We start from the raw sequence: 13,887 nt of genomic DNA on the forward strand, positions 1-13,887 counted from the left end.
GTCAATACTTGAATAATTCCAGAAAAGGGAGTGTTTTTCTGTGACTCTTTTGACCATCGGTGACCAGTTCCCGCAGTACGAGCTGACGGCCGTCATCGGGGGCGACCTGTCCAAGGTTGATGCGAAGGCTCCCGAGGACTACTTCACCACGGTGAGCAGCGCGGACAACGCCGGCAAGTGGCGCGTCGTCTTCTTCTGGCCGAAGGACTTCACCTTCGTTTGCCCGACCGAGATCGCCGCCTTCGGCAAGCTCAACGACGACTTCGAGGACCGCGACACCAAGGTGTACGGCGTGTCCGTCGACAACGAGTTCGTGCACTTCCAGTGGCGCGCCCAGCACGAGGACCTCAAGACGCTGCCGTTCCCCATGGTCAGCGACCTCAAGCGCGAGCTGGCCACCGCGGCCGGCGTGCTCAACGCCGACGGTGTCGCCGACCGCGCCACCTTCATCATCGACCCGAACAACGAGGTGCAGTTCGTCTCCGTGACCGCCGGCTCGGTGGGTCGCAACGTCGACGAGGTGCTGCGGGTGCTCGACGCGCTGCAGTCCGACGAGCTGTGCGCCTGCAACTGGAAGAAGGGCGACCCGACCATCAACGCGGGTGAGCTCCTGTCCGAGGCGGTGTAGCCCATGAGTGTCGACAACATCAAGGAAGCCCTTCCGGAGTACGCGAAGGACCTCAAGCTCAACCTCGGGGCGATCGTCCGCACCACCGAGCTGAACGAGCAGCAGCTGTGGGGCGCCCTGGTGGCGACCGCGGCGGCCACCAAGTCCGACCGGCTGCTCAAGGAGATCTCCGAGGACGCGCTGGACGTGCTGTCCGAGGAGGCCTACCACGCAGCGCTGGGTGCCGCGTCCATCATGGGCATGAACAACGTGTTCTACCGGACCAAGGGTCAGCTCGACGGTCAGTACGACGACCTGCGCGCGAGCCTGCGGATGAACATCATCGGCAACCCGGGCGTCGACAAGGTCGACTTCGAGCTGTGGTCGCTGGCGGTATCGGCGATCAACGGCTGCGGGCACTGCCTGGCCGCCCACGAGAAGACCCTGCGTGATTCCGATGTCTCGCGCACCGCGATCTTCGAGGCCATCCGCCTCGCCTCGATCGTGGCCGGCGTGGGACAGGCGTTGATGACGACCGAGGTTCTCGCCAAGGTCTAACCGCGTCGCAGAGACAAGATTGCCCCGGGTGGGCGGCCGCCACGGCCGACCCCCGGGGCAATTCTCGTCTTACCGGGACCGAGTCTCACAAGGACGTCTCACAAAGACCGGGCGATGATCTCTTTCATCACCTCGTTGGCGCCGGCGTAGATGCGCTGCACGCGCGCGTCCTCGTACATCCGGGCGATCAGGTACTCGCGCATGTAGCCGTACCCGCCGTGCAACTGCACGCAGCGGTCGACCACCTCGCACTGCCGATCGGTGAGCCAGTACTTGGCCATCGCGGCCTCGGTGCCGTCGAGCTGACCCCGCAGATGCGACTGGATGCAATGGTCCAGGAACACCCGCGAGGTGCGCGCGATCGTCATACACTCGGCCAGCTCGAAGGCGGTGTTCTGGAACTTGAACAGGCTGTGCCCGAAGGCTTCCCGGGACTTGGTGTAGGCCACCGTCTCGTCCACCGCGCGCTCCATGCCGCCGACGGCCTGCGCCGCCACGATCAACCGCTCCTGGGCCAGCTGGGCCATCAGCTGCCCGAAGCCCTTGCCCTCCTCCGGTCCCAGCAGCGCGCTGCCGACCGGCACCCGAACGTCGGTGAAGGAGATCTCCGAGGTATCGGCGCCGTGCATGCCGACCTTGTCCAACACCCGGGTGACCTGGTATCCGGGGCAGTCGCGCACGTCGATCAGCAGCAGCGAGATGCCGCGCGCCCCGGCCTTGGGGTCGGTCTTGGCGGCCAGCAGCACCAGATCGGCCTGGGCCCCGTTGGTGATGAAGGTCTTGGAGCCATTGATCACGTACTCGTCGCCGTCGCGGATGGCGGTGGCGCGGATGGCCTTCAGATCGGAACCGGCGCCCGGCTCGGTCATCGCGATCGCGCCCAGCACCTCGCCGGTGGCCATCGGCGGCAGCCACGTCTTCTTCTGTTCCTCGCTGCCGTAGGTCAGGACGTAGTGCGCGACGATGCCGCTGTGCACGCCGATTCCCAGGGACTGGTCACCGGAGTACCCCTGGGCGTCGAAGACCGCCAGGTCGTGCGCGAACGTGCCGCCGCCACCGCCGTATTCGGTGGGCACCGAGCACAGCAGCAGGCCCAGCTTCCCGGCCTCGAGCCACACCTGACGGTCGATGTGCCGCTGGCTGTCCCACTTCTCGGCGTGGGCGACGACCTCACGCTCGAAGAATCCTTTCGCGAGATCGAAGAGCGCCGAAACCTCGTCGTCGTGCCACGACGGAACATGCTTGCTGACCATGCAGGGGAGGGTATTACCTGCGGTTGAGCGCCCACGCGCCGGGACCCGTGAACACCAGCAGGAGCAGCGCGAAGCAGAACAGCACCGCGGGCTCACCGCCGTTGTTGATCGGCCAGAAGTCGGTGGGGAAGTGCTGCCAGAAGTAGGCGATCGCCATCTGGCCGGCGCCGATGAACGCGGCCGCGCGGGTGAACAACCCGAGGGTGACCAGCACGCCGACGATGATCTCGATCAGCCCGGCCCACCAGGTCGGCCAGGCGAACATTTCGGCGGTGCCCCCGGCCGCGGGCCAGCCGAACAGCTTGGAGGTGCCGTGCATCAGGAACAGCAGGCCGACCACGATGCGGAACACGCTCAGCATGTGCGTCGAATACGTGTCGACGCGCGTACCCAATTGATTGGTCATGTGCCGACGATAGGCCGCGCCGGTGTCGGTTGAGCCAACCCGCGATTACAGTTCGAGCATCAGCGTGACCGGCCCGTCGTTGACCGACGACACCTGCATGTGGGCCCCGAACACGCCCTGGGCGACCTCGGCGCCGAGGCCGCGCAGCGCATCGGCGAAGGCCGTGACCAGCGGTTCGGCCACCGGCGCGGGCGCGGCGGCGTTCCACGACGGGCGGCGGCCCTTGACGGTGTTGGCGTACAGCGTGAACTGGCTGACCACCAGGACCGGGGCGCCGACGTCGGACGCGCTGCGCTGATCGTCGAGAATTCGCAGCCCCCAGAGCTTTTCGGCCATCCGGGTGGCGGTGGCCGCGTCGTCGTCGTGGGTGACGCCCACCAGGGCGAGCAAACCCTGTGTGCGCGGCCGGATCTCGCCGACGATCTCGTCGTCGACCGACACGCTGGCCGAACTGACCCGCTGCACCAACACCCGCATGGTTCACCCATCCCTCGAACAAAAGCAGAGTCGCACGAAATCCTATGAATTCCGTGCGACTCTACGTCTGCTCGCGTGGGATTTACACGTCGTAATACAGCGAGAACTCGTAGGGATGCGGACGGATCTGGATCGGCATGATCTCGTTCTCGCGCTTGTAGGAGATCCAGGTCTCGATCAGATCCTCGGTGAACACGCCACCCTCGGTGAGGTACTCGTGGTCCTCCTCGAGCTTGTCGATCACCGCGGCCAGCGAGGTCGGTGCCTGCGGGATGCTGGCGGCCTCGTCCGGCGGCAACTCGTAGAGGTCCTTGTCGACCGGGGTCAGCGGCTCGATCTTGTTCTTGATGCCGTCGATGCCGGCCATCAGCATCGCCGCGAACGCCAGGTACGGGTTGCCCGAGCTGTCCGGGCAGCGGAACTCGAGGCGCTTGGCCTTCGGGTTGTTGCCGGTGATCGGAATGCGCACGCACGCACTGCGATTGCGCTGGCTGTACACCAGGTTGATCGGGGCCTCGTAGCCGGGCACCAGGCGCTTGTAGGAGTTCACCGTCGGGTTGGTGAACGCCAGCAGCGACGGCGCGTGGTGCAGGATGCCGCCGATGTAGTGCCGCGCCAGGTCGGACAGGCCCGCGTAGCCGGACTCGTCGTGGAACAGCGGCTGGCCGTCCTTCCACAGCGACTGGTGGGCGTGCATGCCGGAACCGTTGTCCCCGAACAGCGGCTTGGGCATGAAGGTGACGGTCTTGCCGTTCTTCCAGGCGGTGTTCTTGATGATGTACTTGAACAGCTGCACATCATCGGCCGCGTGCAGCAGCGTGTTGAACTTGTAGTTGATCTCGGCCTGCCCGGCAGTGCCGACCTCATGGTGACCGCGTTCCAGGACGAAGCCCGCGTTGGTCAGGTTGGTCGACATCTCGTCGCGCAGGTCCACGTAGTGGTCATAGGGGGCGACGGGGAAGTAGCCGCCCTTGGGGCGCACCTTGTAGCCGAGGTTGGGGGAGCCGTCGGCCTCCAGCGGCTCGCCGGTGTTCCACCAGCCGGACTCCGAATCCACCTCGTAGAAGGTGCCGTTGATCCGCGAGTCGAAGCTCACCGAATCGAAGATGTAGAACTCCGCCTCGGCGCCGAAGTAACAGGTGTCGGCGATGCCCGTGCTGATCAGGTAGTTCTCGGCCTTGCGGGCCACGTTGCGCGGGTCGCGGGAGTAGGCCTCACGGGTGAACGGGTCGTGCACGAAGAAGTTCATGTTCAGCGTCTTGGCGGCGCGGAACGGGTCGATCTTGGCGGTCGCGGGGTCCGGCAGCAACATCATGTCGGACTCGTGGATGGACTGGAACCCGCGGACCGAGGAGCCGTCGAATGCCAATCCGTCCTCGAAGACGTCCTCGGTGAACGCCGATGCGGGGATCGAGAAGTGCTGGACCACACCGGGCAGATCGCAGAAGCGGATGTCGACGTACTCGACCTGCTCGTCCTTGATCAGCTTGATGATGTCATCAGCGTTCTGTTCAGCCACTTACTACTCCTTCATTGTCCACTCCGTGTAACTCGCGCCTGACGCTATGGAGCCGATGTTGCACCACAGTCAACCGTATGTTGCGTGGACGTTACGCAATTTCTGGCCCCCTATGCTGGGAAACATGGCGCGCGCGACATCGTCCTGGCTTTCCGGTGGTGAACCGGGGGATTCCGGCCCGGCTTCGACCTATCCCGGCGAGTTACTGGGTTTGCCGCAGAGCGGCCCTGGGTCCCTGGCACCGACGGGGCGCCGCATCCTGGCGCTGTTGGTCGACTGGCTGGTGGCCTACGGGCTGGCGGCGCTGCTGATGACCTTCGGGCTGTTCTCCCAGGCGTTCCTGTCGACGGCCGTGCTGGTGGTGTGGGTGCTGCTGGGCGCGGTCTCGGTGCGGCTGTTCGGCTTCTCCCCGGGGCAGCTGGCCCTGGGCATGATGGTGACGCCGGTGGACAACCGCATCCATGTCGGCCTGGGCCGGGCGCTGGGCCGCGGCGCGCTGCTGGCGCTGGTCATCCCCGCGCTGTTCATGGACAGCGACGGGCGGGGTCTGCAGGACAAGTTCACCCACACCGCGGTGGTGCGGCGCTAGCTACTTGCGGCGCATCGAGTCAGAACTGAGGCATCGGGTCACTCGCACTTCGTGTGCGTGGTTTCTGACTCGACGGGGGTGTGGATAGCGGAGCACGGGCAGCTCGCTGATCTGACATTTTGCCTCGGATGACGCACGTGTTCCTCGGCAGCGAGGCCCTGACGGCCGGCAAGGTCACCCGGTACGAACTTCGCACGCTCTATGTGCGGGTGCTGCCCAATGTCTATGCGCCCAAACGTGTCCCACTGACCCTCCTGGATCGCACACGTGCGGCCTGGCTCTGGTCCAAGCGCCAGGGTGTCATCACGGGTTTGGCGGCCTCTGCGCTCCATGGTGCCAAGTGGGTGAAGAGCGAGGTCCCCATCGAGTTGAACCTGGCCAACAACAAGTCACCCAAAGGGGTGCTGACCAGGAATGAGACGCTGCGGGACGACGAGGTCACCCGGGTGCGGGGGATGCCCGTCACCACCATCGAGCGCACGGCCTTTGATCTCGCTCGCCGCTTGCCCGTTGGCAAGGCGGTCCAACGCCTGGACGCGCTGGCCCGCGCCACGCACTTCAAGATCGAGGACGTGCTCGAACTGGCCGGACGCCATCCTGGTGCCCGAGGCAGCCCGCGCATCCCGGCGGCTCTGGACCTGGTTGATGCGGGCGCTCAATCGCCCCAGGAGACCTGGCTGCGGTTGCTGTTCATCAACGCGGGTTATCCCCGACCTGAGACTCAGATCCCGGTCCCGGGCCCGAACGGTCTCCCCAAGTACTTCCTGGACATGGGTTGGTACGAGTTCACGCTCGCCGCCGAGTATGACGGCGAGCAGCACCGGCTGGACGACGCGCAGTACCGCGGCGACATTGGTCGATCCGAGTACATCGAGCGTCTCGGCTGGCGACGGATTCGGGTGCTCGCCGGCGACACCGGGTCCAGCATCCTGCGCAGGGCGGAACTGGCCGGGTTGCGACGCTAGTTGAGCGCATCGAGTCAGACCTGAGGCATCGGGTCACTCGCACTTTGTGTGCGTGGTTTCTGACTCGCGGCGGCGGCCGCGGTGGTGCGGCGCTAGCTACTTGCGGCGCACGGTGCGCTGCACGCCGCGCATCTTGGCCTGCGCGGGCATCGGCCCCTTGGGCATCGCGGCCGGGCCGATCTTGGAACCCAGCGCCACCAGCTTCGACTCCAGCGAGTCGATCTGCTTGGCCGGGATGTTGGCCGGCAGCTTGGTCAGGTGCCGCTCCAGCTTGGACAGCGGAACCTCGCCCTCGCCGTTGCCGACGATGATGTCGTAGATCGGGACGTCGCCCACCAGCCGCGCGGTGCGCTTCTTCTCCTGCGCCAGTAGCGGCTTGACGCGGCTGGCCGAGCCCTCGGCGACGAAGATCACACCCGGGCGGCCGATCACCCGGTGCACCGCATCGAAGTGCCCGGTGGCCGCGACGCCCGGGGTCACCCGCCACTTACCGCGCAGATTGTCCAGCGCCCAGGCCGCCGCCCCGGTCTGTCCCTCGGCCTTCTGATAGACCGACTTCTGCGCGCGCCGGCCGAAGATGATGAAGGCGACGAGCGCGCCGAGCACGATGCCCAGCGGGATCATCATGTACATCGTAAAGCCGCCGATGGCCAGGCCGCCCACCACCGACAACGCGACGATCAGCACGAACGCCAGGATCATGTACGGCAGCAGCCGCTTGTCCTCTTTGCGTTGCATCTGGAACGCCTGCCAGAGCTGGCTGCGGCGCTGCTTGGAAGCGGCCTTACGGGCGGCCTTCGCCTCGGCCTTGGCGGCCTTGGTCTGGGCGGGGGTGCGGGATTTCGCCATACAGCAAGGATAAGCGGTGAAAATCAGTGCTTGGCAGCAGTGGTGCGCTGCTCGATCACCTGGGCGTAGAGCCGCCCCGCCCGATACGACGAACGCACCAGCGGACCCGCGAGCACCCCGGCGAAGCCGATGCTCTCGGCGAACGCCGCATGCTCGACGAACTCCTCGGGCTTGACCCAGCGCTCCACTGGGTGGTGGCGCACCGAGGGCCGCAGGTACTGGGTGATGGTGACGATGTCGCACCCCGCGGCGTGCAGGTCGCGCAGCGCGGTGACCACCTCGTCGGGGGTCTCGCCCATGCCCAGGATCAGGTTGGACTTGGTGACCAGGCCGTCCTCGCGGGCGGCGGTCAGCACATCCAGGCTGCGCTGGTAGCGGAACGCGGGCCGGATCCGCTTGAAGATCCGCGGCACCGTTTCGACGTTGTGCGCCAACACTTCCGGACGCGACTCGAAGACCTCGGCAAGCTGCTCGTGGATGCCGTTGAAGTCCGGGATGAGCAACTCCACCCCGGTCCCCGGATTGAGCGCCTTGATGGCGCGCACCGTCTCGGCGTACAGCCAGGCGCCGCCGTCGGGCAGGTCGTCGCGGGCCACGCCGGTGACTGTCGAATAGCGCAGCCCCATCGCGGCCACGCTCTCGGCGACCCGGCGCGGTTCGTCGCGGTCGAGGTCGGCCGGCTTGCCGGTGTCGATCTGGCAGAAGTCGCAGCGCCGCGTGCACTGCTCGCCGCCGATCAGGAAGGTGGCCTCGCGGTCTTCCCAGCATTCGTAGATGTTGGGGCAGCCGGCCTCCTCGCACACCGTGTGCAGCCCCTCGCGCTTGACCAGCGCCTTGAGCTCGGTGTACTCGGGGCCCATGCGGGCGCGGGTCTTGATCCACGGCGGCTTGCGCTCGATGGGGGTCTCGGCGTTGCGAACCTCGAGACGCAGCAGTTTGCGGTTACCGGGATCGACACTCACAACGACGATGCTACGCGGGCCGTTGCGTCGGTGAGCGGCAGTCGGCCGTCGAGCGCATCACAGACCGCGTCGGCGACCGTCTGGCGGACCTCGGCCACCTCGACCCGGCGGCCCAACTCGGCCGACAGCGACGTGACCCCGGCGTCGGTGATGCCGCACGGCACGATGCTGCCGTAGGCGTTCAGATCGCAGTCGCAGTTCAGCGCGAAACCGTGCAGGGTCACCGCGCGGGCCACCCGGATGCCGATGGCCGCGATCTTGCGTTCCGGGCGCGGTTCGCCGCGGACCACCTGCGCGGGCAGCCAGACCCCGGAGCGGCCCTCCACCCGGCCCACGTCCAGCCCGAGGCCGGCGCACACGCTGATCAACGACTCCTCCAGGCGCCGAACGAAATTCACCACGTCCAGCGGCTCGGTCAACCCGATGATTGGATAACCCACCAGCTGTCCCGGCCCGTGCCAGGTGATCTTGCCGCCGCGATCGGTGTCGATCACGGGGGTGCCGTCGACGGGACGCTCGTGCGGTTCGGTGCGACGCCCGGCGGTGTAGACGGGGGGATGTTCGAGCAGCAGCAACGCGTCGGGGCCGCCGGCCACCCGGGCATCGGCGCAGTCGCGCTGCAACTGCCAGGCGTCCTGGTACTCGACCCGGCCCAGGTCACGCACCTCGACCGGGGTGTCGGCCGACCGGATGGATGCCGTCATGGACTCAGGCTACCGCTGGTCGCGGCCCGTCGCGTAGGCCAACGCGGCCCCGATGGTGTTGTGCTCGAACTCGAAGCCCGCGCGCTCCAACACCGCCGGGATGGCGCGCTGACCGCTCAGCAGCGCCTCCTCGGCGAACTCTCCGACGGCCAACCTGGCCGCGAAGCCCGGGATCACCAGCCGGGCGGGACGATTCAGCGCCCGGCCCAGCGCCGAGGTGAACTGCGCGTTGGTGACGGGTGCGGGGCCGGTCAGGTTCACCGGCCCGGACAACGCGGTGTTGGTGAGCGCGAAGCGCAGCGCGCGCACCTGATCTGCGAGGGTGATCCACGGCATGTACTGGCGACCGTCGCCCAGGCGGGCGCCCAGCCCCAGCGCGAACAGCGGCCGCAGCCGCCCCAGCAGGCCACCCTTGGGCGCGAGGACCAGTCCGGTGCGCGAGAGCACCACCCGGGTGCCGGCCTCGGCGGCCGGCGCGGTGGCGGCCTCCCAGTCCTGGCACAGCCGGGCCATGAAACCCGAACCGGGCGGGGCGGTTTCGTCGACCGCGCGGTCGCGGGTGTCGCCGTAGTAGCCGACCGCGCTGGCGTTGAGCAGCGTGGGCACGCCGGCGCGGGCGACGGCCGCCGCGAGCACCTCGGTCGGGTCGATCCGGCTGTCGCGCAGGCTCTGCTTGAACGCGCCGGACCAGCGACCGCCGCCGACGTTCACCCCGCACAGGTTGACGACGGCGTCGAGACCGGCCAGGTCCCGCGGGTCGACGTCGCCGGTGTCCGGATTCCAGCACCGCTCGTCGGGTTTCGCCGGTGTGCGGCGCACCAACCGGGTCACGGCGTGCCCATCGGCGCGCAGCGCGGAGACCAGCGCCGAACCGATCAGCCCCGAGGAGCCCGCGATGGCGACGGAGGTGGCTGCGTCGTCGGCCACCGGCTCACAGCCCCAGGTCGGCCTCGAAGGCGCCTTCCTCGAGTCTCTTCTTGATGGTCGTCAGGAAGCGGCCCGCGTCGGCGCCGTCGACCAGCCGGTGGTCGTACGTCAGCGGCAGGTAGCAGATGGACCGCACGCCGATGGACTCGTTGCCGGTCTCGTCGACGACGACCCGCGGCCGCTTGACGATGGCGCCGGTGCCCAGCATCGCCGCCTGCGGCGGCACCAGGATCGGGGTGTCGAACAGGGCGCCCTGGCTACCGATGTTGGTGATGGTGAAGGTGCCGCCGGACAGCTCGTCGGGCTTGAGCTTGCCGGTGCGGGCGCGATCGGCGATGTCGTGGATGGCGCGGGCCAGCCCGGCCAGCGAGAGATCACCCGCGTTGTGCACCACCGGGGACAACAGCCCCTGCTCGGTGTCCACCGCGAAGCCGAGGTGCTCGGCGTCGAAGTAGGTGATCTCCTTGCTTTCCTCGTTGTAGCTGGCGTTGATGTTCGGATGCGCCTTGAGCGCGTCGATCACCGCGCGGGCGATGAACGGCAGGTACGTCAGGTTGACGCCCTCGCGCTCGCTGAAGTCCTGCTTGGCCTTGGCCCGCAGCGCCACGATCTTGGTCATGTCGACCTCGTGGGTCTGCGTCAGCTGCGCGGTGGCCTGCAGCGATTCGCGGGTCTTCTTGGCGGTGATCTGGCGGATCCGGTTCGCCTTCTGCGTGCTGCCGCGCAGATGCGCCAGCGGGCTCGGGGCGGCGGGCGCCGGCGCCGAGGCGGCCGGTGCGCTCGACGCGGCGGCCGGGGCGGGGGCGGCCGGGGCCTTCTTGGCCTCGGCGGCGGCCAGGACGTCCTGCTTTCGGATGCGTCCGCCCACGCCGGTGCCCTTCACCGACGCCAGGTCGACGTCGTTTTCGGCGGCCAGCTTGCGCACCAGCGGGGTGACGTATGGGCTGCTGTCGGCACCGCCGGCCGGCGCGGCGGCCTTGGGCTCCGGTGTGGCCTCGGGCTTCGGCGCCGGGGGCTTCGCGGGCTCCGGCTGGGCCTCCTCGGCCGGCTTCGCGGTGGGCTTGGTGGCCTCGGGCTCGGGCTTCGGTTCCGGCTTGGGTTCCGGCTTGGGCTCGGGCTTGGGTTCCGGCTTGGCGGCCGGGGCGGCGCCCTTGTCGCCAATCTTGGCGAGCTCGCCGCCGACCTCGACGGTGTCGTCCTCCTCGGCGCTGATGGACAGCAGCGTGCCGGCCACCGGCGACGGGATCTCGGTGTCGACCTTGTCGGTGGAGACCTCGAGCAGGGGTTCGTCGACCTCGACGGAGTCGCCGACCTTCTTCAGCCAGCGGGTGACGGTGCCCTCGGTGACGGACTCGCCGAGCTCGGGCATGGTCACCGAGGTGCCGGAATCGCCACCCCCGGAGGAGGCGGCGGCCGGCTCGGCCTCGGGCTCCGGTTCGGGCTCCGGTTCGGGTTCGGGTTCGGGTTCGGGTTCGGCCTGAGCCTCCGGTTCCGGTTCGGGCTCGGCGGCCTCGTCGGAGCCGCCCGCTTCGCCGGCGTCACCGATCTGCGCGAGTTCGCCGCCGACCTCGACGGTGTCGTCCTCCTGGGCGACGATCTTGGTCAGCACGCCGGCCACCGGCGACGGGATCTCGGTGTCGACCTTGTCGGTGGAGACCTCGAGCAGGGGTTCGTCGACCTCGACCGTGTCGCCTTCTTGCTTGAGCCAGCGAGTGACAGTCCCTTCGGTCACGCTCTCCCCGAGTTCGGGCATCTGTACGGACACGGCCATGTCAGTTGACTCCTCGAAGGTGGTTGTCACCGGTTGTCCTCTGGCTTACCACAGCGTCGTGTTCGCCATCAGAAACCGGAGCTGGAACGTCCGTCGTCCATCCTGTCACTGCTCGGGGTCTGGCACGAACCCGGGCCGAAACCGCGGTTCTGGCACTATCGAAAACATGGGCTTGTTCGACCGGTTCCGCGGGACCGGGAAGCGAAATACCGGCGACCTGAAGTACCTGCGTGACTGGGTGGGCACCCACCATGGGGTGGAGGCCTTCATCGAACCGAAGACGACGGTCACCGACGTGACCGCGGTGCTGATCGCCAGCGACGGCGAGTGGACGCGGCGCAGCGTGGGGGAGGCCGGGGCCCAACGGCTCTCGTCGCAATTGAAGATTCCCGTCTACGACGTGCAGAAGGTGGGGTACCCGCAACGCATGCGGGACTTCGACGCCCGTCGGCGCATCGAGCGCAAGCGTGCGATGCGCCGCGAACTCGAGAGTTGACCGATACCCTTGACAACCCGGTACCGGCGGTATGAGGTAACCGGAGGTATCGGACTCAGGAGTTGCGGATGACCACAGCGCACTACGTTGACGCCGGCGACGGCATTCGGATCGCGGTCTACGAGGAGGGCAACCCCGACGGCCCGCCGCTGGTGATGACCCACGGCTGGCCCGACTCGCACCGCCTGTGGGACGGGGTCGTCGCCGAGCTGGCCGACCGGTTCCGCATCATCCGCTACGACAACCGCGGCGCGGGCGCCTCGACGGTGCCCAAGCCGGTCCGCGAGTACACCATGGCCCGGCTCGCCGACGATTTCGCCGCCGTCGTCGCCGAATACAGCCCGGGGGTCCCGGTGCACGTGCTGGCCCACGACTGGGGATCGGTGGCCGTCTGGGAGTACCTGAGCCGCCCGGAAGCGTCGGCGACGGTGGCCTCGTTCACCTCGGTGTCCGGGCCGAGCACCGACCACTTCGGCGCCTTCATCCGGTCCGGGCTCGCCCGCCCGTACCGTCTCGTGAGGTTCGCGCAGGCGCTGGGCCTGGCGGCGCGGATGTCCTACTGGCTGCCGTTCTCGGTGCCCGTGCTGGCGCCGGCGGCGATGCGCGCCGGGCTGGCCCGCCGACTGCAGGCCAAGGACTCCCCGGGGGCGCCGAAGTACCGCGGCGACGGGTTCGACGACGACGCCGCCAACTCGATGAAGATCTACCGCGCCATCGCCTTTCGGAAGCCGACGCTGCGCCGCGACCACTACGTCACCGTGCCGGTGCAACTGGTCTGCAACGACAAGGACCCGGTGGTGCGCCCGTACGGGTTCGCCGATCAGGCCCGGTGGTCGCCGCGGCTGTGGCGCCGCGATCTGCTCGCCGGGCACTGGGCGCCGTTCTCGCACGCCCCGGCGATCGCGCAGGCGGTCCGCGAACTCGTCGACCACCTCGATGGTGCGCCGCCGGCCCGGGCGCTGCGACGCGCCGAGGTCGGCCGTGCCCGCGGCCCGTTCGGCCACACCCTGGTCGCGGTGACGGGTGCGGGCAGCGGCATCGGCCGGGCGACCGCGCTGGCTTTTGCGGCCGCCGGCGCCGAGGTGGTGGTCAGCGACATCGACGAGGCCAACGCCAAGCAGACCGCCGCGCAGATCACCGAGCGCGGCGGCCAGGCGCACGCCTACGCGGTGGACGTCGCCGACGCCGAGGCCGTGGGGCGCTTCGCCGCGCGGGTCTGCGCCGAACACGGCGTGCCCGACGTGGTGGTCAACAACGCCGGGGTGGGGCAGGCCGGGGCGTTCCTGGACACCCCGCCCGAACAATTCGACCGGGTGCTCGACATCAACCTCGGCGGCGTGATCAACGGCTGCCGCGCGTTCGCCGCGAAGATGGTCGAGCGCGGCACCGGCGGGCACATCGTGAACGTGGCCTCGATGGCCGCCTACGCCCCGCTGGGCTCGATGAACGCCTACTGCACGTCCAAGGCCGCCGTCTTCATGTTCTCCGACTGCCTGCGCGGCGAATTGGCCTCGGCCGGAATCGGTGTGACCACCATCTGCCCCGGCGTCGTCGACACCAACATCGTCGCCACCACGCACTTCGACATCGACGTGGACGTCGCCGACGCCGCGCGGGCGCGGGCCCAGAAGGTGTTCACCCGACGCCGCTACACACCGGACAAGGTGGCCAAGGCCATCCTCGCCGCGGTGCACGACGGCACCGCCGTGCGGCCCGTCACGCCGGAAGCGCACCTGGTCTACGGCCTGTCGCGGCTGGTGCCCGGGGCGCTGCGGCGCGCGGCACGCGCCGACGCCCTCTGAGG

General features: G+C 68.4%; 15 protein-coding genes. 6 read left to right on the forward strand and 9 right to left on the reverse strand.

Annotated elements, in window-relative coordinates; genetic code table 11:
- Positions 1-40: 40 nt before the first annotated feature.
- Both EL338_RS09445 and ahpD read left to right on the forward strand, forming a co-directional pair.
- A complete protein-coding gene (locus EL338_RS09445; RefSeq protein WP_126333524.1) occupies positions 41-628 on the forward strand; it encodes a peroxiredoxin in 588 nt (195 codons plus the stop codon).
- A 3-nt stretch (positions 629-631) separates the two neighbouring features.
- Positions 632-1,165 (forward strand): alkyl hydroperoxide reductase AhpD, encoded by a 534-nt coding sequence (gene ahpD, locus EL338_RS09450; protein WP_126333525.1) that lies wholly within the window; start codon positions 632-634, stop codon positions 1,163-1,165.
- 98 nt (positions 1,166-1,263) lie between these two features.
- On the opposite strand, the gene EL338_RS09455 is transcribed toward ahpD, so the two are convergent.
- From EL338_RS09455 to glnA, 4 genes are all read right to left on the reverse strand, one after another.
- On the reverse strand, positions 1,264-2,418 hold the full coding sequence (locus tag EL338_RS09455) for an acyl-CoA dehydrogenase family protein (protein WP_126333526.1): 1,155 nt from the start codon (positions 2,416-2,418) through the stop codon (positions 1,264-1,266).
- A gap of 13 nt (positions 2,419-2,431) precedes the next feature.
- Complete coding sequence (locus EL338_RS09460; protein ID WP_126333527.1) at positions 2,432-2,824, reverse strand: DoxX family protein; 393 nt, start codon at positions 2,822-2,824, stop codon at positions 2,432-2,434.
- 45 nt (positions 2,825-2,869) lie between these two features.
- On the reverse strand, positions 2,870-3,301 hold the full coding sequence (gene dtd, locus EL338_RS09465) for a D-aminoacyl-tRNA deacylase (protein WP_126333528.1): 432 nt from the start codon (positions 3,299-3,301) through the stop codon (positions 2,870-2,872).
- A gap of 82 nt (positions 3,302-3,383) precedes the next feature.
- Positions 3,384-4,820 (reverse strand): type I glutamate--ammonia ligase, encoded by a 1,437-nt coding sequence (glnA, locus tag EL338_RS09470; RefSeq protein WP_126333529.1) that lies wholly within the window; start codon positions 4,818-4,820, stop codon positions 3,384-3,386.
- A gap of 124 nt (positions 4,821-4,944) precedes the next feature.
- Between glnA and EL338_RS09475 the strand changes: the two genes are divergently transcribed.
- Complete coding sequence (locus tag EL338_RS09475) at positions 4,945-5,409, forward strand: RDD family protein (RefSeq protein ID WP_126333530.1); 465 nt, start codon at positions 4,945-4,947, stop codon at positions 5,407-5,409.
- A 128-nt stretch (positions 5,410-5,537) separates the two neighbouring features.
- Positions 5,538-6,374 (forward strand): type IV toxin-antitoxin system AbiEi family antitoxin, encoded by an 837-nt coding sequence (locus tag EL338_RS09480; protein ID WP_126333531.1) that lies wholly within the window; start codon positions 5,538-5,540, stop codon positions 6,372-6,374.
- A gap of 96 nt (positions 6,375-6,470) precedes the next feature.
- Here EL338_RS09480 and EL338_RS09485 read toward each other — a convergent pair whose 3' ends face one another.
- The 5 genes from EL338_RS09485 to sucB are packed head-to-tail and all read right to left on the reverse strand — an operon-like array spanning position 6,471 to position 11,587.
- On the reverse strand, positions 6,471-7,223 hold the full coding sequence (locus tag EL338_RS09485) for a DUF4191 domain-containing protein (protein ID WP_126333532.1): 753 nt from the start codon (positions 7,221-7,223) through the stop codon (positions 6,471-6,473).
- A gap of 23 nt (positions 7,224-7,246) precedes the next feature.
- Positions 7,247-8,185, reverse strand: coding sequence for a lipoyl synthase (lipA, locus tag EL338_RS09490; protein ID WP_126333533.1), 939 nt, complete (start codon positions 8,183-8,185; stop codon positions 7,247-7,249).
- Positions 8,182-8,889, reverse strand: a complete 708-nt coding sequence (gene lipB, locus EL338_RS09495; protein ID WP_126333534.1) for a lipoyl(octanoyl) transferase LipB — start codon at positions 8,887-8,889, stop codon at positions 8,182-8,184. Before lipB ends, lipA begins: the two co-directional genes overlap by 4 nt.
- 9 nt (positions 8,890-8,898) lie before the next feature.
- Positions 8,899-9,816 (reverse strand): TIGR01777 family oxidoreductase, encoded by a 918-nt coding sequence (locus tag EL338_RS09500; RefSeq protein ID WP_126333535.1) that lies wholly within the window; start codon positions 9,814-9,816, stop codon positions 8,899-8,901.
- Between the two features lie 4 nt (positions 9,817-9,820).
- On the reverse strand, positions 9,821-11,587 hold the full coding sequence (sucB, locus tag EL338_RS09505) for a 2-oxoglutarate dehydrogenase, E2 component, dihydrolipoamide succinyltransferase (RefSeq protein ID WP_126333536.1): 1,767 nt from the start codon (positions 11,585-11,587) through the stop codon (positions 9,821-9,823).
- A gap of 166 nt (positions 11,588-11,753) precedes the next feature.
- Between sucB and EL338_RS09510 the strand changes: the two genes are divergently transcribed.
- Together EL338_RS09510 and EL338_RS09515 are read left to right on the forward strand one after the other, a co-directional pair.
- Complete coding sequence (locus EL338_RS09510) at positions 11,754-12,083, forward strand: oxidoreductase (protein WP_126333537.1); 330 nt, start codon at positions 11,754-11,756, stop codon at positions 12,081-12,083.
- 68 nt (positions 12,084-12,151) lie between these two features.
- Positions 12,152-13,885 (forward strand): SDR family oxidoreductase, encoded by a 1,734-nt coding sequence (locus EL338_RS09515; RefSeq protein WP_126333538.1) that lies wholly within the window; start codon positions 12,152-12,154, stop codon positions 13,883-13,885.
- Positions 13,886-13,887: the final 2 nt, after the last annotated feature.

Origin of the sequence: Mycolicibacterium chitae, from assembly GCF_900637205.1 — a bacterium.
GTDB classification, from domain to species: Bacteria; Actinomycetota; Actinomycetes; order Mycobacteriales; family Mycobacteriaceae; genus Mycobacterium; species Mycobacterium chitae.

Bases quoted from the DNA above. Each gene is read 5' to 3' on its own strand.
- ahpD (WP_126333525.1), top strand. From the start codon at position 632: ATGAGTGTCGACAACATCAAGGAAGCCCTTCCGGAGTACGCGAAGGAC.
- EL338_RS09455 (WP_126333526.1), bottom strand. From the start codon at position 2,418: ATGGTCAGCAAGCATGTTCCGTCGTGGCACGACGACGAGGTTTCGGCG.
- EL338_RS09460 (WP_126333527.1), bottom strand. From the start codon at position 2,824: ATGACCAATCAATTGGGTACGCGCGTCGACACGTATTCGACGCACATG.
- dtd (WP_126333528.1), bottom strand. From the start codon at position 3,301: ATGCGGGTGTTGGTGCAGCGGGTCAGTTCGGCCAGCGTGTCGGTCGAC.
- EL338_RS09475 (WP_126333530.1), top strand. From the start codon at position 4,945: ATGGCGCGCGCGACATCGTCCTGGCTTTCCGGTGGTGAACCGGGGGAT.
- EL338_RS09480 (WP_126333531.1), top strand. From the start codon at position 5,538: ATGACGCACGTGTTCCTCGGCAGCGAGGCCCTGACGGCCGGCAAGGTC.
- EL338_RS09485 (WP_126333532.1), bottom strand. From the start codon at position 7,223: ATGGCGAAATCCCGCACCCCCGCCCAGACCAAGGCCGCCAAGGCCGAG.
- lipB (WP_126333534.1), bottom strand. From the start codon at position 8,889: ATGACGGCATCCATCCGGTCGGCCGACACCCCGGTCGAGGTGCGTGAC.
- sucB (WP_126333536.1), bottom strand. From the start codon at position 11,587: ATGGCCGTGTCCGTACAGATGCCCGAACTCGGGGAGAGCGTGACCGAA.
- EL338_RS09510 (WP_126333537.1), top strand. From the start codon at position 11,754: ATGGGCTTGTTCGACCGGTTCCGCGGGACCGGGAAGCGAAATACCGGC.
- EL338_RS09515 (WP_126333538.1), top strand. From the start codon at position 12,152: ATGACCACAGCGCACTACGTTGACGCCGGCGACGGCATTCGGATCGCG.